Source organism: Fuscovulum ytuae (assembly GCF_029953595.1).
GTDB classification, from domain to species: domain Bacteria; phylum Pseudomonadota; class Alphaproteobacteria; order Rhodobacterales; family Rhodobacteraceae; genus Paragemmobacter; species Paragemmobacter ytuae.
This window is the reverse complement of the sequence record NZ_CP124535.1, coordinates 517,002-535,290: the sequence shown is the minus strand read 5'-3', so window position 1 is coordinate 535,290 and position 18,289 is coordinate 517,002. Positions and strand designations below refer to the sequence as shown.

Below are 18,289 nucleotides of genomic sequence, written 5' to 3'. Positions count from 1 at the left end.
GCAAGGATAGGTTTGGCTCCAAAAGTCTGCCCATATTTCGGGCAATCAAAAAGGGATGGCAAGTCAGCCAATATTTGCGACACAATCATGTCGCAGAACAACATGCCAAAACCCACCCCTTCCGGCCAATCTGCCGACCAGTCCTGCTACGGAGTTCCCTTCCATGAAAACCCATACCCGCGTTCTCGTCATCGGCGGCGGTGTCGTCGGCTGCTCGGTCCTCTATCACCTGACCAAGCTCGGCTGGAGCGACGTGATGCTCGTCGAACGCTCTGAACTGACCTCCGGGTCGACATGGCACGCGGCGGGCGGCTTTCACACGCTAAACGGCGACACCAACATGGCGGCGCTTCAGGGCTATACGATCCGCCTCTACAAGGAACTGGAGGCGATCACCGGCATGTCCTGCGGCCTGCACCATGTGGGCGGCATCACGCTGGCCGACAATCAGGCCCGCTTCGAAATGCTCAAGGCCGAACGGGCCAAGCATCGCTACATGGGGCTGGACACCGAAATCCTGGGGCCTGAGGAAATCAACAAGCTGACCGATGGCATGGTCAACCTCGAAGGCATCATCGGCGCGCTTTACGACCCGCTTGATGGCCACCTTGACCCCTCCGGCACGACCCATGCCTATGCCAAGGCGGCCCGGATGGGCGGGGCCGAGATCGTGCTGCACAACCGCGTGCTGGAAACCAATCCCCGCCCAGACGGATCATGGGAAGTGGTGACCGAAAAGGGCACCATCATCGCCGAACATCTGGTCAATGCAGGTGGCCTCTGGGCGCGCGAAATCGGGGCGATGGCGGGCGTCTACCTCCCGCTCCTGCCGATGGCGCATCAGTATCTGGTGACCGACGACATCCCCGAAATCATGGACATCCTGAAATCGGGCCGCGAATTCCCCCATGTGATGGACCCCGGCGGGGAAAGCTATCTGCGGCAGGAAGGCCGCGGCCTCTGCATCGGCTTTTACGAAAAACCCTGCGAGCCGTGGTCCGTCGATGGCACGCCTTGGGATTTCGGCCACGAACTTCTGAACGAACAATTCGACAAGATCGAAGACTCGGTGAACTTCGCCTATCGCCGCTTCCCCGTCCTTGAACGGTCCGGGGTGAAGCGCGTGATCCACGGCCCCTTCACCTTTGCCCCCGATGGCAACCCGCTGATCGGCCCCGTGCCGGGCCTGCGTAATTACTGGTCGGCCTGCGCCGTGATGGCGGGCTTCAGCCAAGGCGGCGGCATGGGCCTTGCGCTGGCGCAATGGATGATCCACGGCGAGGTGGAGCGTGACCCCCGCGGCTTTGACGTCGCGCGTTTCGGCAATTGGACATCGCCCGGCTATACCGTGCCGAAGGTCATCGAAAACTACCAGATGCGCTTCTCGGTCAGCTACCCGAACGAGGAACGCCCCGCCGCCCGCCCCTTCCGCACCACACCCATGTATGAGGTGTTCGATGGCATGAACGCCGTCTGGGGCCAGCAATATGGGCTGGAAGTGGTAAACTACCACGCGCTCCCGGGCGAACCCCGCTATGAACAGCCGACCTTCCGCCGCTCCAACGCATGGGAAGCGACTCGGCAAGAAGTGATGGCCGTCCGCGAAGGCGTGGGCATCAACGAGGTGCAGAATTTCGGAAAGTATCGCGTCACCGGCCCCAATGCGCGGGCTTGGCTTGACCGCATCATGGCGGGCCTGATCCCCAAACCGGGCCGCCTCTCGCTGACACCCATGCTGGCCCAGTCCGGCAAGATCATCGGCGATTTCACCGTCTCCTGCCTGTCGGAAACCGAATTCCAACTCACCGCCTCCTACGGCGCGCAAGGCTGGCATTCGCGCTGGTTCGAACAGAACATGATGGAGGGCGTGCGGGTGGAAAACATCTCCGACGCCCGCTCCGGCTTCCAGATCGCGGGGCCAAAAGCGCGCGAGTTGCTGTCGCGCGTGACCCGATCCGATGTCAGCGCCGAGTCCTTCAAGTTCATGGACGTAAAACGGATGACGGTTGGCATGGCGAATTGCATCGTCCAGCGCGTCAGCTACACGGGCGATCTGGGCTTTGAGATCTTTACCGATCACATGTCCGTCCGCCACCTCTGGGATGTGCTGTCCGAGGCGGGCAAGGATCTGGGCCTGCGCCCCTTCGGCATGCGCGCCATGATGTCCCTTCGTCTGGACAAATGGTTCGGGTCCTGGGGCCGCGAATTCAGCCCCGACTACACGCCTTGCGAAACGGGCCTCGATCGCTTCATCCGCTGGAACAAGGATGCCGACTGGATCGGCAAGGCAGCTGCCACGGCCGAAAAGGCCGCCGGGCCCAAGCGGCGGCTGGTCAGCTTTGTCGTCGATGCCGCAGATACCGATGTCGTGGCGTGGGAACCGATCTGGCTGGATGGCGCGGTGGTGGGCTTCTGCACCTCTGGCGGGTTCAGCCACTGGACCGGCAAATCCGTCGCCATGGGCTTCCTGCCGGCCGACCGCGTGACCGATGGGCTGGCGTGCGAGATTGAAATCCTTGGCGAACGTCGCAAGGCCACTGTCCATCTCGCGCCCCTCTGGGACGGGGATGGCACCCGCATGCGCGGCTGACACCGCCGGGAGGGCCCCGCCCTCCCGGACCCTCCCCACCACGTCCTGATCGAACCGCGCGCCAAGCGGCACCCCCGGGAGGGCCCTGCCCTCCCGGACCCACCCGGAGTATTTTTCCCAAGATGAAGGGGCATGGCTTCATCTTGGCCCAAATACTCAAAAAACACCGAGCCGGACGCGCGGAACGCGCGGGAGGCGAGAGCAAAGGCTTGCGGCGGCACGCCGCGCCGCATGATGCGCGCTTGACGCCCGCGCCGCGGCTTGGGAACGTCGCGCCATGAACGCGCATATCCTTCTTCTGGCAGCTGGGGCCTCATCGCGCATGCGAGGGGGGGACAAGCTTCTTGAACAGGTGGACGGGGTCGCGCAGCTTACCCGTATCGCCCGCGCCGCCTTGTCGACCGGCTTGCCCGTGCATGTGGCCCTGCCCCCGGACCGCCCCGCCCGCCAAGCCGCACTGGACGGGCTTGCCGTCCACCTTGTCATCGTGCCCGATCCAAGCCTTGGCATGGCCGAAAGCCTGAAGGCGGGCCTTGCCGCCCTGCCGCCTGAGGCAGGCTGCATGCTGCTTCTGGCCGATCTGCCGGACATCACCGCCGCCGATCTTGCCACCCTCTGCGATCACTGGCGTGCCGAACCCGAGGCCATCCTGCGCGGTGCCGCCGCCGACGGCACCCCCGGCCATCCCGTCTGCTTTCCCCCCGATCTACGCGATGATCTGATGACGCTGCGGGGCGACGAAGGCGCGCGCAGCGTCCTTGTGCGGCACCGCGCGCGGCTCCGCCTGATCCCCTTGCCCGATCTTCATGCCACCGCCGATCTTGACACGCCCGAAGACTGGGCCGCTTGGCGTGCCGCCAGAAAATAAGTTCTGCCGCCCCGCCTGTCGCCCGTTGCCCACCGATCTTCCTTTGGCAGACCTAAGGTCGGCCACACACCTTGCCCTGCAAATAGGTAATTTTGGACCTAGGCCCGCAGCGCGGCCCAAGACTGGCGCGCCACCGAACAATTTGTCGCACAGGCACCGGAAAGAAAACATTTATTCATGATCAGACTTTTTAAGACCTAGGTCTGAAAATCTTTCAGACCTTGGTCTGAAGCCATGATCAGCTGGCTGGCGTGGATTTTTTGCGGCTCAATTTATGGCGACGCTTAAAATCCGAAAACCATTGGGATACGAATAGTGGAGTTCCAATAGGCGGAAATTAACCTAAGTTAAGAGTCCCGCCAGAAAGTTACAAAAAAGACATCCTTTCGTCACAATATTGCCGTCCTTTCAGTCGGTTCCCGTCAGACTCACCCGCACCCGGCCCGTTGCGACTCGGCACCCGACAGCCCCGCCCGAACCGCAGCAAGCGGCGAATCGCCGAGGCTTTGGCAGAAAGTCGCCCATCGGCATGCCCCGCCCACCACCAGATCGCGGTGCCAGATCTCACCAACGGATCACGGCAGGCAAACCTGGCAAGCCAAGCGCCCTGCAAGGCCTGCTATGCGTTCAGAATATGGGGAGGATTATACGGTGGTGCCCAAGGTCGGACTCGAACCGACATGCCTTGCGGCGACGGATTTTGAATCCGCTGCGTCTACCATTCCGCCACTCGGGCCACCTGATCGGGGGTCTAGCCGCTTGGCCCGTCCCCGTCAACGCCATGCGCGCAAAACGGCCCCTCTCGCGGCAAAGGCAGCGTTCACGAAACGGGGCGCAGGCTTGCGTTTCGTTCCCCGCTCCTGTTCATAAGAGGCATGATCACCGACACCCGCGCCTTTACGATCCTTCTTGCCGCCGGCGGGTCCTTCGCCGTGCTGGCCGCAGCCTTCGGCTTTCAATATCTGGGCGGCCTTGCGCCCTGCCAGCTTTGCCTCTGGCAACGCTGGCCCCATGCAGCGGCGGTCTTGATCGGGCTTATGGCTCTGATCGTCACGCGCGGGCCGGTCGCCCGGCTTCTACCCCTGCTCGGTGCCCTTGCCGCCTTGACCACGGCCGGGATCGGCGCTTTTCACGTTGGCGTTGAACAGAAATGGTGGGAGGGGTTGGCCTCCTGCACCGCAGGTTCCATCTCCGGCATCTCCGCCGCAGATCTTTTGAACCCCGATGTTGATGTGGGCGCCGTCGTCCGCTGCGACGAAATCGCGTGGCAGCTTTTCGGCATCTCCATGGCCGGCTGGAACGTGATCCTGTCGGTCTGCCTCGCCCTCCTCTGGGTCGCGTCCTTCCGCCGGACGGTCAGGTAACGCCGCCCATCAGGCGCGCATGTTCCTGAATGGCGAAGCGATCCGTCATCCCCGCCACATAATCCGCCACGATCCGCGCCAGCGTCACCTCATCCCGCGCCGCCTCGATATCCGCGCGCCATTCGGCAGGCAGCAATTCAGGCCGGGCCATGAACAGCGGAAAGAGGTCATTCACGATCCGCGTCACCTTCGCCCGCTCCGCCATCACGGACGGCGCGCGATACATGCGATGAAACAGGAAGGACCGGATCGCCTTCAGCTCCTGATACAGCGGCTTGGAAAAGCGGATCACTGTCGTGCCCATATGCCGGATCTCCTCCACCGACCGGGGCTGCGCCGCAGCCAATCGGTTCTGCGCCACGGCGATCACATCCTCCACCATCCGGCCAAAGACGCGCCGCAGCGCCTCATGCCGCCGCCGCATCTTCTCCAACCCCGGATAAAGCCTGTCCACCTCGTCAAAGGCAGGCCCCGTCACGGGCAGGTCCATCAGGTCATCCTCGGAAAACAGCCCCGACCGCAACCCGTCATGAAGGTCATGGTGGCTATAGGCCACATCATCCGCAATCGCCGCCACCTGGGCCTCGGCGCTCGCATGCGTGCCAAGTTCCAGATCCCACGCCGCATTCACCTCGGCCAGCGCATAGGGCAGCGGCCCCTCATGCTTCTTGTCGGCATTCGGGCCGATGACCGGCCCATTGTGCTTGGCAATCCCTTCCAGCGACTCCCAAGTCAGGTTCAGCCCGTCGAAATCGGCATAATGCCGCTCCAGCCGCGTCACGATCCGCAAGGCCTGCGCATTGTGGTCAAACCCGCCATAGGGTTCCATCAGCAGCCCCAGCGCATCCTCCCCCGTATGGCCAAATGGGGTATGCCCAAGGTCATGCGCCAAGGCTATGGCCTCGGCCAGATCGGTGTTCAGACCCAAGACCCCCGAAATCGTCCGCGCCACCTGCGCCACCTCGATCGAATGGGTCAGCCGCGTGCGGTAATAGTCACCCTCATGTTCCACAAAGACCTGCGTCTTGTGCTTTAACCGCCGAAAGGCGCTCGAATGGATGATCCGGTCCCGGTCGCGCTGAAACGGCGACCGGAAGGATGACATGCGTTCCGGGTGCAGCCGCCCGCGCGATGCGTCGGGCTGGCAGGCATAGGGGGCGAGCATCTCTATCTGCCTGTTCTTGTTCCGCCTTTGGGCGTAGCCTATATTGCAACCAGCCCCTCAGGACCACGGATTTCGTCATGGACCTCGCCCTTCCGCCCAAAGTCACCGACCGCGCCTATGCCCGCCTGCGCGAAATCTGCGAAGCGACGGGTGAGGAAAAGGCGCTGCGCGTCGCCGTCGAAGGCGGCGGCTGCTCGGGCTTCCAATACGATATCAAGCTCGACGATCCCGCCACCGATGACCTGATCCTTGAAAAGGATGGGGCGCGCGTGCTGGTCGATGCCGTCTCGCTGCCCTTCCTGCAAAACGCCGTGATCGACTATAGCGAAGAACTGATCGGCGCGCGTTTCATCATCCAGAACCCGAATGCCACATCTTCATGCGGCTGCGGGACATCATTCTCGATCTGATCGCTATATCTGCATTTTTTCGGCAGCTTTCCCTCGTCCTTTCCGGCCTGCGCGCTAAACTCTCCCGCAAGATGGTGGAGAGAATTCAATGACCTGCGTCCTCATGCTCGGCTCCGGCCCCAATGTGACCGAAGCCGCCAGCTGGCCCCGCGCGCCCTTCGACCATGTGGTCGCCATCAACAACGCCCATGCCGTGCGGCCCGACTGGACGCATCACATCTATCCGTGGGATTTCCCCGCCGAACGGCGCGGCATTGCAGGCGACGGGCAAAAGATCATCACCGAGGATGATTTCGTCCCCGCCCAAAACGCCTTCGGCGGTTTCGTCTATGCCGGCGGCACAATGGCCTTCACCACCGCCTATTGGGCGCTTCACGCACTGCGCCCCCGCGTGATCGCAGCCCTTGGCTGCGACATGCATTACCCCAAAGGCCAGACGCATTTCTACGGCGCAGGCACCGCCGATCCACTGCGCGCCGACATCACCCTGCAAAGCCTCGAGGCGAAATCCGCCCGCCTGATGATCCTTGCCGCCATGGAAGGCTGCGCCATGGTCAACCTTTCCTTCGGGCCGTCGCGCCTCATCTTCCCCCGCCTCAGCCGCGACCGCGTGGCCCATGCCCGCCCCCTGCCCTTTGATATCCGCCTCGCCGATCAGGCGATGAAGCGCGAAGATGATCTGGGCTACCTCGTCCCCTCTGGCCGCTACTGGGAAGAGGCGGACCGTTTCGATCCCGCCGAATTGCGCCGCCTCGATATGCTTTGGCTCTCGGCCGCCCGCGCAGGGCTTGCCGCCACGGCCTGACTTCGAACACCACGACCCAAATACCACGACCTAAATCCCGCGACTTGTGCGCCCCATGTCCCGCCCCTAGAACGGGTATGACAGGGAGACGACCATGAAACTCGCCACGTTCAACATCAACGGCATCAAGGCCCGGATCGACGCCCTTCCCGCATGGCTGCGCGAGGCCGCGCCCGATGTCGTCTGCCTGCAAGAGATAAAGTCCGTCGACGACGCCTTCCCGCGCGAGCTGTTCGAAGACATGGGATACCGCGTCGAAACCCACGGCCAGAAATCCTTCAACGGCGTGGCGATCTTGTCGAAACTGCCGCTGGAAGACGTGACGCGCGGCCTGCCCGGTGATGACAGCGACGAACAGGCCCGCTGGATCGAGGCGACCGTGATCGGCGACAAACGCGCCATCCACGTCTGCGGCCTTTACCTGCCCAATGGCAACCCCGCGCCGGGGCCGAAATATGATTACAAACTCGCTTGGATGGCGCGGATGGAGGCACGGGTGAAGGCGCTGCTGGCCACCGAAGAACCGCTCGCTTTCTGCGGTGACTATAACGTCATCCCCGAACCGCAAGACGCCGCCAAACCCGATACATGGCTGACCGACGCACTGTTTCTGCCCGAAACCCGCGCCGCCTTCCGCCGCATCGTCAACCTTGGCCTGACCGATGCCTTCCGCGCCCGCGACCCGCGCCCCGGCCTTTATTCCTTCTGGGATTATCAGGCAGGCGCTTGGGACCGGAACAACGGCATCCGGATCGACCATCTTCTCCTTTCCCCGCAATGCGCCGATCTCTTGCGCGAGGCAGGCATCGACAAGGCGGTCCGGGGCGGCGAAAAACCCTCTGACCATGTCCCCGTCTGGGTCGAACTGGAAGCGTGAGGCCGGGCGATCACGCCCGCGTGATGCCGCCAAAACACAGGCGCCGCCTGCATATTTACACCTGTGAATATCCTCTTGCGAGAGCATGGCAAAGCCCTAGCGTTCCGGCAGGTTTCACCCCCTGCAAAGCAAAGGATACTGCCTTGCGCGCGCTTTACGCCTTCGCCCTTTCCGCAGCCCTCGCCCTTTCGACCACGGCCCCGGCCCTGTCCCTCGACCGTCGGGTGACCATCGTGAACAAAACAGGCTTCACGATCGTCCGTTTCTATGGATCGAACTCCGGGTCGAAAAGCTGGGAGGAAGACATCCTCGGCGATGACATCCTTCCCTCCGGCTCCTCCGTCGTCATCAATTTCGACGACGCAACGGGCTATTGCATGTTCGACTTCCGCGCCGAATTCGAAGATGGCGATGTGCTGGAACGGGCCGATGTGAATGTCTGCGAAATCGCAACCTTCACCTATGAATAAGTCAGGCTAACCCCGCGCTTGGCAGACCCCGCCCCGGCCTGCCTCGCCCCCCTTCCTCTCGCCTGTTGCACCCCAACCGACCATCGGTCGGCACCACCTTGCACACCCCGTCCGGGGCTTGCCACGGAACCTCCACCCGCTGCCCAAAGCCGCCACGACCATGGCCCAAAGGCCGGCCCCTCCCACCGTCCGTTAACCTTAACGCGCCCTGACCGCACCGCCCGCTGCGTGCCCACAGTTTGCGGCACAAAAGGCGGCACAAAACAGGGCACAACGGTTGCAGTCCCTCAGGCCGTCACATCATGCCCGTAAAGCCAATCGAACCGCTTCAGCGCCATCCCCGGCGCAACCATCCCCGATAGGCGCAAAAGCCCATGCCCCACGGCCCGTTTCGGCCCCGACAGGTGATAGTTCCGCGCATTGGCATTGGCCGCCTCCACGATCCGCGCACAGCGGGGCGCTCGCGCCGCTTGCCATGCCGCCAGCGCCGCCGCGTCCCCGTCATGCCCTGCCAAAGCCGCCGCCAAACTCCACGCATCCTCCAGCGCCATATTGGCCCCCTGCGCCAGAAAGGGCAGCGTCGGATGCGCCGCATCCCCAAGAATCGCCAATGATCCCAAGGGCATGGCCTTGTGCCAGATCTTCGCCACCGGATGTCGGAACAGCCCCCAAAGCCAGACATCCTCCACCCGCTCCAGCCATCCCTTCACGCGGGGCGAAAAGCCCGCAAAGGCCAGACGTAGCTCCATCGGATCGTCCCGCAGCGACCAGCCCTCCTCGACCCAGCGCCGCCGCTCCTCGACCGCCACGATATTGCGCCACGCCCCCCCGCGCAGCGGATAGCTGACCAGATGCTTCCCCGGCCCCATATGGACCTCCACCTCTGCCGGGTCCGCAGGATCACCCGGCACCACCGCCCGCCACGCCACCTGATGCGTAAAGAACGGTGCCACCTTCCCCGTCAGCGCCAACCGCGCCGGCGAATGCAACCCATCCGCACCGATCATCAGATCGGCCTCATGCCGCCCGCCTTGCGCCGTCACGGCCACGGGCCTTTCTCCTGCCAGATCAACGCTTTGCACCTTTTGCAGCAGGCGCAACTCCACCCCCGCCTCGCGCGCGCCCTCCAGCAGCAGCGCGATCAGATCGGCGCGATGGACGAAGTGCCAGCCCTGATCAGGCCGCAGCCGCACCAAATCCATCCGCAAGACCGCCGCCCCGTCCAGCCCATCCTTCAGAACCACCGCCCGCGCCCGCACCGACGCCGCCTCCAACCCTGCGCCAAGGCCAAGCGCCCGCAGCACCGCCGCCCCGTTGGGCGACACCTGCAGCCCCGCCCCCACCTCGCGGATCGCATCCGCCTGTTCCAGAACCGTCACCGCCGCGCCGCGCATGGCCATGGCCCGCGCCACCGCCAGCCCTGCCACCCCCGCGCCCAGCACGGTGACCTGCCGCCCGATCAGGCTCATACCAACCCCCTGAAATCTTTGCGCAAAAGAAAACGCCGGGCGCAAAGGCCCGGCGTCACTGTCCCTCTTGCAGCCCCCCGAAACAAGGGGGCATGCCCGCGTTGGGGCCGCGATCAGTCGTCGCGGTGAACCTTTTCCCGACGCTCGTGCTTTTCCTGCGCTTCCAGCGTCATTGTGGCAATCGGGCGCGCATCCAGCCGCTTCAGGCTGATCGGCTCCCCGGTCATCTCGCAATAGCCGTATTCGCCATTGTCGATCCGCCGCAGCGCGGCATCGATCTTGGCGACCAGCTTGCGCTGACGGTCCCGCGTCCGCAATTCCAGCGCGCGATCCGTCTCTTCACTTGCCCGGTCGGCCAGATCAGGCACGTTGCGCGCGCTGTCCTGAAGATTGTCGATCGTCTCGGCAGATTGCGACAACAGTTCCGCCTTCCAATTGATCAGCTTGCGCCGGAAATATTCCAGCTGCCGATCATTCATGAAGGGCTCGTCCTCGGCGGGACGATAGTCATCGGGAAGGAACACCTCGGGCTTCATAACACGTCTCTCCGTCTGGTCGGATCGCGCCGACAGGGGGTCTGCTTGCATGGGCGCTCTCCTGTTGGCGGTGCATCTAGACCATCAAGGGGGACTTGTCACTAGCAGTTGCGACGGAAAGCACGCAAGGCTACGGTCTCGCCTGCCCTTCCTTTGCCCCAAGCGAGACAAGATGAAGTTCGCCTCAACCTCTGGTTACGTCGCCACCGAAGACCTGACCATCGCGGTCAATGCCGCCGTCACCTTGGAACGCCCGCTTCTGGTCAAGGGCGAACCGGGCACGGGCAAAACCGAACTGGCGCGTCAGGTGGCCCAAAGCCTTGGGATGCCCCTGATCGAATGGCACGTGAAAAGCACAACCAAGGCGCAGCAGGGCCTTTACGAATATGACGCCGTCAGCCGCCTGCGCGACAGCCAACTGGGCGATGAACGCGTCCATGACGTGAAGAACTACATCCGCAAGGGCAAGCTTTGGCAGGCCTTTTCCGCGCCTGCAAAAGTGGTGCTTCTGATTGATGAGATCGACAAGGCTGATATCGAATTTCCCAACGACCTGCTTCAGGAACTCGACCGGATGGAATTCCACGTCTACGAGACGGGCGAAACCATCCGCGCCACGCATCGCCCGGTGGTCATCATCACCTCGAACAATGAAAAAGAGCTTCCCGACGCCTTCCTGCGCCGCTGTTTCTTTCACTACATCCGCTTTCCCGACCTCGACACGATGCGCGCCATCGTCGAGGTGCATTTCCCCGGCATAAAACCCGCGCTGCTGACCACTGCGTTAACCCAGTTTTACGAATTGCGTGAGATACCGGGTCTGAAAAAGAAACCCAGCACGTCCGAGGTGCTCGATTGGCTCCGCCTTCTCTTGGCCGAAGACCTCTCTCCCGAAGACCTCCGCCGCGAAGGCGGGGCCGCTCTGCCCCGTCTGCATGGCGCCTTGTTGAAGAACGAACAGGACGTTCACCTTTTTGAAAGACTTGCCTTCATGGCCCGGTCGGGACGATAGCGATTCGGGCAATTTCGCCATTCTGCCGCCGCATTTCCGCCCCATTACTTTAACTTTTCGGGCCAAATGCCCGATTTTCTGTAACAATTCGTGATCGCTCGCCACAATTTCGCCACAGATGAAGTAGGTTAACACCTGAGGCACCACGATCCGTAGTTCCGACCTTCGTCTCAGACTTTTCCCGGAATTGACACCAACGGGTCCAGATACCGACACTGGCTAACATGCTATTGGGGGCATCCGTTCCCGTGTTCAATGGTGATCGTCGTGACTGTGCTCCAATGGCCTGACCTGCCGTCCGTTCCGCGCTGCGCGGGCCGTTTGGCTGTCGCGCCGGGCGCAGGTCAGGGTCGAAACGGGAATGGTTTCGGGGCGGCGATGCGGGGGCATCGCCGATCCCGGTGTGACGGTGCGGGGGCCGCTTCCCCCGACCCGAATATCGGTGGGGTCTTTGGGCCCTTGGGTTCACTTAGCAAGCAGAGCTGCCACTCATGCGCATCTATTCGGCCCTCGCGGCCCTGACCTTCGTGCTTTCCGGCTGTGTTGCCTCCACCGACGCCCCGGTCACCATGAACACCCCCGCCCCCGTTCTTAGCGGGGCCGCACTTGCACCCATGCAAAGCTTCAATTCCCATGCCATCCAGCCTGTGGCACGGGGAAATTCCGATATTGCAAATGATTTCATGGACCTCGCCTTCCAGCTGGAAAGCGGGCGCAGCCTGCCCGTCTTCACCCGTTTCGAGGCGCCGATCACCGTCGCCATGATCGGGCAGGTGCCGCCCTCGGCCCATGCCGATCTCTCGCGCGTCATGGCCCGCCTGCGCTCTGAGGCCGGGATCGACATCCGCCCCGCCCGCCCCGGCGAAACGGCCAGCGTCACCATCGATTTCCAGCCCCGCGCCACGATGCGCCGCGCTGTCCCCTCTGCCGCCTGTTTCGTTGTCCCTAGGGTAAGCTCTTTCGCCGAATACCGCGCCGCGCGCGGCAATGGCAGCACTGACTGGGCCACCCTCACCCGCCGCGACCGTGCCGCGATCATCGCGCCCGCCGACACCTCGCCGCAAGAGGTGCGCGATTGCCTGCATGAGGAATTGGCACAGGCGCTCGGCCCCCTGAACGACCTTTATCGCCTGCCCGATTCCGTCTTCAACGACGATAATTTCCACACCGTCCTTACCTCCTTCGACATGCTGGTCCTCCGCGCCTATTACGATGACGCGCTCTCGAACGGGATGTCCGCACCGGATGTCGCCGCTCGGCTTCCCGCGATCCTCGCGCGGCTGAACCCGTCGGGCCAAGGCCGCGGCGGGCGCGGCGATACCACCATCGCCCCTCGCGCCTGGATCGAGGCCGTGGAGGCGGCCCTTTCGCCCCGGTCAACTGATGGCGCACGGCAACGCGCCGCCGAACGCATGCTCTCCATCGCCCGCGCGCAGGGCTGGCAAGACAACCGCCTTGCCTTTTCCTGGTTCGCCCTTGGCCGCGCGCAGGTTGGGCGCGACATGGGGGCCGCCACCCGGTCCTTCCGCGCCGCTCAGGCGATCTGGGAACGGCTTCCCGACAGCGCGGTCCGCGTGGCCCATGTCGACATGCAACTTGCCGCCTTCGCGTTGGCCGATGGCCGTTTCGCGGAATCGCTCGCCCTCACCGACCGCGCCATCCCTGTGGTCCGCCGCGCTGAAAACGCCGCCCTTCTTGCCACGCTACTGATGATCCGGTCCGAAGCGAACAATGCCCTAGGCCGCACCGCCGAGGCGAACTCCGCCCGTCTCGACAGTCTGGGCTGGGCGCGCTATGGCTTCGGCACAGAGGCAGAGGTGCGGGCGCGGCTGTCCGATATCTCGGGCCTTGCGGCCAACGGCCGCGACGGCTGAGGGGCGCATACCGCCCCTCCGTAAAGGCAAGGGGCGGGGCATGATCATCATCGCAGGGTTTGTTCTGGGGGCCATCTACGGCGCGCGCAAGGCGGCCAAGGCCGGGGGCAAACGGCTGGACCTGCTGCAATACGGCGCAGGCTTTGGTATCGCTTTTTCGCTGGTGGGTCTGGTTATCACGCTTTTCCTTGACCGTATGGTCTTCTGAAGGCGCGCGCGATGTTCCTGCCCTTCTTCCAGACGCTGCGGAAGGAAGGCATCCCCGTGTCTTTGCGCGAATACCTCGCCTTCCTTGAAGGCATGGCCGCAGGCCTTGTCACCTATGATGTCGATGGGTTCTACCACCTCGCCCGCGTGGCGATGGTGAAGGACGAACGCCATCTCGACCGTTTCGACCGCGCCTTTGCAGCCAGTTTCAACGGCTTGGAACAGATCACCCCTGATCAGGTTCTGGAGGCCGTGGACCTGCCGCGCGACTGGTTGGAAAAGCTGGCCGAAAAGCACCTCACCCCCGAAGAACGCGCCCAGATCGAAGCCTTGGGCGGGTTCGAGAAACTGATGGAAACCCTGCGCAAGCGGCTGAAAGAACAGAAGGGCCGCCATCAGGGCGGATCAAAGTGGGTGGGCACGGCCGGCACCTCGCCCTTCGGCGCTTATGGCTACAACCCGGAAGGCGTGCGCATCGGGCAGGACCAAAGCCGCCACCAGCGCGCCGTCAAGGTCTGGGATCGGCGCGAGTTTCGCAATCTCGACGACCGGGTCGAACTCGGCACCCGCAACATAAAGGTGGCACTCCGCCGCCTGCGCCGCTGGGCCCGCGACGGCGCGGAACAGGAACTTGACCTCGACGCCACGATCCGCGCCACCGCCGATCACGGCTGGCTCGACGTGCAGACCCGCCCCGAACGACGCAATGCCGTGAAGGTCATCCTATTTTTGGATATCGGCGGGTCGATGGACCCCTATATCCGCGTGATGGAGGAACTCTTTTCCGCCGCCCGCAGCGAATTCAAGCACTTCGCCCCCTTCTACTTCCACAACTGCCTTTACGAAGGCGTCTGGCGCGACAACCGCCGCCGCTGGGATGATCAGACCCCGACGATGGATCTGATGAACACCTACGGCCCTGACTGGCACTGCATCTTTGTCGGCGATGCCAGCATGTCGCCCTATGAAATTACCCATCCCGGCGGCGCCAATGAACATTGGAACCGCGAGGCGGGCCATGTCTGGCTGGAACGCGCCTGTGCCCGCTGGCCCCGCCATCTCTGGATCAACCCGGTGGCCGAAGCCCAATGGCCCTATACCCAGTCGATCCGTCTGATCCGCGATATCTTTGCAGGCCGCATGGTACCTATGACGCTGGACGGCATCGCGCGCGGGCTCAAGGCGATCCGATGATCCGGCGCATCTGGCGGCGCAATCCGATCCTCACGCTCGCCTTCCTGCTGGCGCTGGGGGCTTGCGTCTTCTTCTCCTACCGCGCTGTCAACATGGCCATGGTTCTGGCCAATCGCGCCGAAAAACCCGTGGCGGGCTGGATGACACCCCGCTACATCGCCCGCGCCTATGGGTTGGACCGCGATGACCTTGCCCGCCTTCTGGCCACGACAGACCGCGAAGATGCGCGCCAGCCGCTTTATTCCCTTGCACGCGAACAGGGTGTCCCAGTGACGGACCTGATCGCCGAAATACAGGCGCTGGTTGCTGCGCAGGATGGCGCGGAATGACCGAAGGCCTTCTCGCCCTTGTTCCAGAATGGGGGGCACTGCTGGTGGCGCTGACCAATTTCCTCGCCTGCCTTGCCCTGCCCATTCCGGCCTCGGTCATCATGCTGGCCGCCGGGGCCTTTGCGGCGGCGGGCGATATCTCTGCCCTGCCGCTCTGGCTTGGGGCGTTGGCAGGGGCCTGTCTCGGCGATCAGTCCGGCTACTGGCTTGGCCGCACCTTCGGGCCGCGCCTAATCACCCGCCTCCGTCGCCGCCGCCGCACGGCGGCCCTTGTCGACCGGGCTGTTACATGGCTGGAACAGCGCCGCCTGCCCGCGATCTTCCTGTCGCGTTGGCTCGTGTCGGCCCTGTGCCCCTATGTAAATTTCTCGGCCGGGGCTGCCCGCATCAACTGGGCAGGCTTCACCCTACCGGCGGTGGCAGGCGAATGCGTCTGGGTCTCCATCTATGTCGGGCTTGGCTATACGTTCTCGGCCGATATCCGCGAACTGGCCTCCGTGCTTGGCAACCTTGCCGCTGCCCTTGCCGCAGGCGTGGTCGCCCTCGTCCTTGGCCGCATCCTGTGGCGCAATGCACAGGAACGCGATTGACGCGCCCCCTTTCCCTTTGCCGCCGCCTCCCCATATCCTAGGCCATGACCGCGCTCTTGATCCCCACCCTCATCGCCATCGCCTATGCGCTGATGATGTATCGCTTTTCCGTCTGGCGGACGCATAAGATGCTGGATCAGCAGTCGCGCCCCCTGACTGACCCCTCCATTACCCGCCTTGCCGACCGGATGGCCGAGGCGCTGGATATCCCCGCCATCCCCGTCCATGTGTTTGAGGTCGACCCCGTCAACGGCCTCGCCGCCCCCGACGGGCGCATCTTCCTGACGCGCGGCTTTCTCAACCGCAAGGTCCGGGGCGAGGTGACAGCCGAAGAACTCGCCGCCGTCATCGCGCATGAGATGGGGCATGTGGCATTGGGCCATACCCGCCGCCGGATGATCGATTTCACGGGGCAGAACGCTGTCTTTGTCGTTCTGTCTGCCGTGCTGAACCGCTTCTTGCCCTTCATCGGCTTCTGGATCGCGAACCTGATCTCTGCCGCCCTCGCTGCCCGCCTGTCGCAACGCGATGAATATGAGGCGGATGCCTATGCCACCGCCCTTCTTCTGAAATCCGGCATCGGCACGGGTCCGCAGAAATCGCTCTTCCGCAAGCTTGACGCGATGACCAAGGCGAACCGGGGCGACATGCCCGCATGGCTTTTGTCGCACCCCTCATCCGCCGATCGCATCGCCCAGATCGAGGCGAACGAACGCCGCTGGCTTCAACCCGCCCTGCCATCCTGAGTGACCGCTTTCGCCAATCGTGGCAGGGAGGCGCGTTTCAACAGCGCCTTCAGCGACACGGGCGTGCCGGCCATCTCTTCTGCCCGGCCGTGAACACGGGCGATCACCGCGCCCGCCGCGGACGGATCGCCCGACCACAATTCCCACAGAAACCCGTCAGGGTCGCGCCGCTGCACCCCTTCGGCTGCGAGCACATGGCGTGGAAAATCGGCGGCGTTAAAGGTGACAATGGCATCCGCACCCGATGCGATGGCCACGGCCAACACATGCGCATCATTCGGATCGGGCAGCACCAGCCGCGCCTCCACCCCCGGCGCGGGCGGCACCATCGCCCTTGGAAACACCTCGCGCATCAGAACGGCCACGCCGCGCGCCTGCATCTCGGCTCCGGGTCCCAGCTTCACCGTCGCCCGCGCCCATTCCTCAAGAATGCGCTCCGACCATTTCGGCTCGTAAAGCCCCGCCTCGGCCATGCCCAAGAGCAGATCCCGCAACACAGGCGGGTAAAGCACGCAGGCATCCAGAACCGCGCGCATCAATCCAGACGGAAGAACAGCGACTTGAGGTATCCGCTTTCCGCCAGTTGCGGCAGCATCGGATGGTCCGCCCCGGCGAACCCCGTATGCAGCAGCTGCGCCCGCCGCCCCCCACGCCCGATCCCGCGCGCCGATGCATTGCGGAAAGCCGCAAGATCCGCCGCATGGGAACAGGAACACAGGACCAAATAGCCGCCCGGCGCCACCAAAGGTGATGCCAGCCGCGCAATACGTTCATAGGCTCGCAACCCGGCCTCAAGCGCGGGCTTGGCCGGCGCAAAGGCGGGCGGGTCACAGATCACCAGATCAAACCGCGCGCCCTCGCTGCCCAAAGCCTCCAGCACCGCGAAGGCATCGCCCTGCCTTGTGCTGAACCTCTCGGCCACGCCAGACGCCTTGGCCCCCGCCTCGGCCAAGGCCAAAGCCGGGGCCGAGGCATCCACCGCCACGGCGCTTTCCGCCCCTCCGGCCAGCGCTGCAAGGGCAAAGCCGCCGACATGGGTGAACACATCCAGCACCCGCGCCCCTTTGGCCAGACGTGCGGCAAAGGCATGGTTCGGACGCTGGTCATAGAAAAGGCCCGTCTTCTGCCCCCCCGTCACATCCGCCATATAGACCGCGCCATTCATCGGCACCGGCACGGGCGCATCGACCCCACCACAAAGGACCACGGTTTCCTCGGCCAACCCCTCAAGGCCCCGCGCCCGCCCCGTGCCGTTCTTGACGACCGTTGTCACCCCTGTGACGGACCGCAGCGCCGCAACCAGCGGATCAAGCAGCATTTCGGCCCATGCCGCATTGGGCTGTACCACCGCCACATCGCCGAAACGGTCGATCACCACACCGGGCAGGCCATCCGCCTCGGCATGAACCAGCCGGTAGAAGGGCGCATCAAACAGCCGCGCCCGCAGCGCCATGGCACGGGTCAGCCGTGCCGCAAACCACGCCTCATCCACGACCGCCGCAGGATCGCGGTCGATCATCCGTGCCACGATCTTGGATTTCACATTCACCGTGACCAGACCCAGCGCCCGCCGCTCTCCATCCTCCAGCACGGCCAGCGCGCCGGGCGGGATATTCCCCGTCCGGCGATCCATCACCAATTCATCGGCATAGACCCAAGGGAAACCGTGGCGGATTGCCCGCGCCTCGGCCTTGGGCTTCAGCCGCACCACAGGAAGGCCGCGCGCAGCGGCCCCATCTTCGGGAAATGAGGAAGGGGAGGACATCATGCCCTCCCCTTACCC

General features: G+C 64.0%; 19 protein-coding genes and 1 tRNA gene. 14 read left to right on the top strand and 6 right to left on the bottom strand.

Annotated features, from left to right (window positions below):
• Positions 1 to 163 precede the first annotated feature (163 nt).
• Both QF092_RS02620 and QF092_RS02615 read left to right on the top strand, forming a co-directional pair.
• The gene (locus QF092_RS02620; protein WP_281467360.1) at positions 164 to 2,590 is read left to right on the top strand and encodes a GcvT family protein; all 2,427 of its coding nucleotides are present in this window, start codon (positions 164 to 166) and stop codon (positions 2,588 to 2,590) included.
• 277 nt (positions 2,591 to 2,867) lie between these two features.
• Positions 2,868 to 3,458 (top strand): nucleotidyltransferase family protein, encoded by a 591-nt coding sequence (locus QF092_RS02615; RefSeq protein ID WP_281467358.1) that lies wholly within the window; start codon positions 2,868 to 2,870, stop codon positions 3,456 to 3,458.
• 652 nt (positions 3,459 to 4,110) lie between these two features.
• Here QF092_RS02615 and QF092_RS02610 read toward each other — a convergent pair.
• Positions 4,111 to 4,194: transfer RNA gene (locus tag QF092_RS02610), tRNA-Leu, on the bottom strand.
• A 139-nt stretch (positions 4,195 to 4,333) separates the two neighbouring features.
• Between QF092_RS02610 and QF092_RS02605 the strand changes: the two genes are divergently transcribed.
• Positions 4,334 to 4,822 carry a disulfide bond formation protein B gene (locus QF092_RS02605; RefSeq protein WP_281467356.1) on the top strand — a complete coding sequence of 163 codons (489 nt, stop codon included), beginning with the start codon at positions 4,334 to 4,336 and terminating at the stop codon, positions 4,820 to 4,822.
• Here the strand turns inward: QF092_RS02605 and QF092_RS02600 are convergent.
• Complete coding sequence (locus tag QF092_RS02600) at positions 4,815 to 5,987, bottom strand: deoxyguanosinetriphosphate triphosphohydrolase (RefSeq protein ID WP_281467353.1); 1,173 nt, start codon at positions 5,985 to 5,987, stop codon at positions 4,815 to 4,817. The genes QF092_RS02605 and QF092_RS02600 overlap by 8 nt on opposite strands.
• Positions 5,988 to 6,064: 77 nt before the next feature.
• Between QF092_RS02600 and erpA the strand changes: the two genes are divergently transcribed.
• The 4 genes from erpA to QF092_RS02580 all read left to right on the top strand — a co-directional run bounded on the left by erpA (position 6,065) and on the right by QF092_RS02580 (position 8,549).
• Complete coding sequence (gene erpA, locus QF092_RS02595) at positions 6,065 to 6,397, top strand: iron-sulfur cluster insertion protein ErpA (RefSeq protein ID WP_281467351.1); 333 nt, start codon at positions 6,065 to 6,067, stop codon at positions 6,395 to 6,397.
• A gap of 88 nt (positions 6,398 to 6,485) precedes the next feature.
• Positions 6,486 to 7,202: a hypothetical protein gene (locus QF092_RS02590; protein ID WP_281467349.1), complete on the top strand. Its 717-nt coding sequence runs from the start codon at positions 6,486 to 6,488 to the stop codon at positions 7,200 to 7,202.
• Between the two features lie 94 nt (positions 7,203 to 7,296).
• Positions 7,297 to 8,079 carry an exodeoxyribonuclease III gene (gene xth / locus QF092_RS02585; protein ID WP_281467347.1) on the top strand — a complete coding sequence of 261 codons (783 nt, stop codon included), beginning with the start codon at positions 7,297 to 7,299 and terminating at the stop codon, positions 8,077 to 8,079.
• Positions 8,080 to 8,222: 143 nt separating this feature from the next.
• Positions 8,223 to 8,549, top strand: coding sequence for a hypothetical protein (locus tag QF092_RS02580; protein ID WP_281467345.1), 327 nt, complete (start codon positions 8,223 to 8,225; stop codon positions 8,547 to 8,549).
• Positions 8,550 to 8,836: 287 nt separating this feature from the next.
• On the opposite strand, the gene QF092_RS02575 is transcribed toward QF092_RS02580, so the two are convergent.
• Positions 8,837 to 10,018 carry an FAD-dependent monooxygenase gene (locus QF092_RS02575; protein WP_281467343.1) on the bottom strand — a complete coding sequence of 394 codons (1,182 nt, stop codon included), beginning with the start codon at positions 10,016 to 10,018 and terminating at the stop codon, positions 8,837 to 8,839.
• Between the two features lie 113 nt (positions 10,019 to 10,131).
• Entirely contained in the window at positions 10,132 to 10,554 is a 423-nt protein-coding gene (gene dksA, locus QF092_RS02570; RefSeq protein ID WP_281469724.1) for an RNA polymerase-binding protein DksA, read from the bottom strand.
• A 172-nt stretch (positions 10,555 to 10,726) separates the two neighbouring features.
• On the opposite strand from dksA, the gene QF092_RS02565 reads away from it, so the two are divergent.
• The 7 genes from QF092_RS02565 (at position 10,727) to QF092_RS02535 (ending at position 16,506) form a co-directional block, all read left to right on the top strand.
• Positions 10,727 to 11,566, top strand: coding sequence for an AAA family ATPase (locus QF092_RS02565; RefSeq protein ID WP_281467341.1), 840 nt, complete (start codon positions 10,727 to 10,729; stop codon positions 11,564 to 11,566).
• 491 nt (positions 11,567 to 12,057) lie between these two features.
• Positions 12,058 to 13,440, top strand: coding sequence for a DUF2927 domain-containing protein (locus QF092_RS02560; RefSeq protein ID WP_281467339.1), 1,383 nt, complete (start codon positions 12,058 to 12,060; stop codon positions 13,438 to 13,440).
• A 40-nt stretch (positions 13,441 to 13,480) separates the two neighbouring features.
• The gene (locus QF092_RS02555) at positions 13,481 to 13,648 is read left to right on the top strand and encodes a hypothetical protein (protein WP_281467337.1); all 168 of its coding nucleotides are present in this window, start codon (positions 13,481 to 13,483) and stop codon (positions 13,646 to 13,648) included.
• 11 nt (positions 13,649 to 13,659) lie between these two features.
• Entirely contained in the window at positions 13,660 to 14,841 is a 1,182-nt protein-coding gene (locus QF092_RS02550) for a vWA domain-containing protein (RefSeq protein ID WP_281467335.1), read from the top strand.
• The gene (locus tag QF092_RS02545; protein WP_281467333.1) at positions 14,838 to 15,170 is read left to right on the top strand and encodes a hypothetical protein; all 333 of its coding nucleotides are present in this window, start codon (positions 14,838 to 14,840) and stop codon (positions 15,168 to 15,170) included. Before QF092_RS02550 ends, QF092_RS02545 begins: the two co-directional genes overlap by 4 nt.
• Complete coding sequence (locus QF092_RS02540; RefSeq protein ID WP_281467331.1) at positions 15,167 to 15,760, top strand: DedA family protein; 594 nt, start codon at positions 15,167 to 15,169, stop codon at positions 15,758 to 15,760. Before QF092_RS02545 ends, QF092_RS02540 begins: the two co-directional genes overlap by 4 nt.
• A 44-nt stretch (positions 15,761 to 15,804) precedes the next feature.
• Positions 15,805 to 16,506, top strand: coding sequence for a M48 family metallopeptidase (locus QF092_RS02535; protein WP_281467329.1), 702 nt, complete (start codon positions 15,805 to 15,807; stop codon positions 16,504 to 16,506).
• Here QF092_RS02535 and QF092_RS02530 read toward each other — a convergent pair.
• Together QF092_RS02530 and QF092_RS02525 are read right to left on the bottom strand one after the other, a co-directional pair.
• Positions 16,485 to 17,042 (bottom strand): RSP_2648 family PIN domain-containing protein, encoded by a 558-nt coding sequence (locus QF092_RS02530; protein ID WP_281467327.1) that lies wholly within the window; start codon positions 17,040 to 17,042, stop codon positions 16,485 to 16,487. The genes QF092_RS02535 and QF092_RS02530 overlap by 22 nt on opposite strands.
• Positions 17,042 to 18,274, bottom strand: a complete 1,233-nt coding sequence (locus QF092_RS02525; protein ID WP_420026489.1) for an RSP_2647 family RNA methyltransferase — start codon at positions 18,272 to 18,274, stop codon at positions 17,042 to 17,044. Before QF092_RS02525 ends, QF092_RS02530 begins: the two co-directional genes overlap by 1 nt.
• Positions 18,275 to 18,289: the final 15 nt, after the last annotated feature.

What these genes read in the sequence shown, in the direction of transcription:
- QF092_RS02530 (WP_281467327.1), bottom strand. Translation starts at nt 17,042, where the DNA reads ATGCGCGCGGTTCTGGATGCCTGCGTGCTTTACCCGCCTGTGTTGCGG.
- QF092_RS02575 (WP_281467343.1), bottom strand. Translation starts at nt 10,018, where the DNA reads ATGAGCCTGATCGGGCGGCAGGTCACCGTGCTGGGCGCGGGGGTGGCA.
- QF092_RS02605 (WP_281467356.1), top strand. Translation starts at nt 4,334, where the DNA reads ATGATCACCGACACCCGCGCCTTTACGATCCTTCTTGCCGCCGGCGGG.
- QF092_RS02620 (WP_281467360.1), top strand. Translation starts at nt 164, where the DNA reads ATGAAAACCCATACCCGCGTTCTCGTCATCGGCGGCGGTGTCGTCGGC.
- QF092_RS02535 (WP_281467329.1), top strand. Translation starts at nt 15,805, where the DNA reads ATGACCGCGCTCTTGATCCCCACCCTCATCGCCATCGCCTATGCGCTG.
- QF092_RS02590 (WP_281467349.1), top strand. Translation starts at nt 6,486, where the DNA reads ATGACCTGCGTCCTCATGCTCGGCTCCGGCCCCAATGTGACCGAAGCC.
- QF092_RS02540 (WP_281467331.1), top strand. Translation starts at nt 15,167, where the DNA reads ATGACCGAAGGCCTTCTCGCCCTTGTTCCAGAATGGGGGGCACTGCTG.
- QF092_RS02560 (WP_281467339.1), top strand. Translation starts at nt 12,058, where the DNA reads ATGCGCATCTATTCGGCCCTCGCGGCCCTGACCTTCGTGCTTTCCGGC.
- QF092_RS02550 (WP_281467335.1), top strand. Translation starts at nt 13,660, where the DNA reads ATGTTCCTGCCCTTCTTCCAGACGCTGCGGAAGGAAGGCATCCCCGTG.
- QF092_RS02555 (WP_281467337.1), top strand. Translation starts at nt 13,481, where the DNA reads ATGATCATCATCGCAGGGTTTGTTCTGGGGGCCATCTACGGCGCGCGC.
- erpA (WP_281467351.1), top strand. Translation starts at nt 6,065, where the DNA reads ATGGACCTCGCCCTTCCGCCCAAAGTCACCGACCGCGCCTATGCCCGC.
- QF092_RS02525 (WP_420026489.1), bottom strand. Translation starts at nt 18,274, where the DNA reads ATGATGTCCTCCCCTTCCTCATTTCCCGAAGATGGGGCCGCTGCGCGC.
- xth (WP_281467347.1), top strand. Translation starts at nt 7,297, where the DNA reads ATGAAACTCGCCACGTTCAACATCAACGGCATCAAGGCCCGGATCGAC.
- QF092_RS02545 (WP_281467333.1), top strand. Translation starts at nt 14,838, where the DNA reads ATGATCCGGCGCATCTGGCGGCGCAATCCGATCCTCACGCTCGCCTTC.
- QF092_RS02565 (WP_281467341.1), top strand. Translation starts at nt 10,727, where the DNA reads ATGAAGTTCGCCTCAACCTCTGGTTACGTCGCCACCGAAGACCTGACC.
- dksA (WP_281469724.1), bottom strand. Translation starts at nt 10,554, where the DNA reads ATGAAGCCCGAGGTGTTCCTTCCCGATGACTATCGTCCCGCCGAGGAC.
- QF092_RS02615 (WP_281467358.1), top strand. Translation starts at nt 2,868, where the DNA reads ATGAACGCGCATATCCTTCTTCTGGCAGCTGGGGCCTCATCGCGCATG.
- QF092_RS02600 (WP_281467353.1), bottom strand. Translation starts at nt 5,987, where the DNA reads ATGCTCGCCCCCTATGCCTGCCAGCCCGACGCATCGCGCGGGCGGCTG.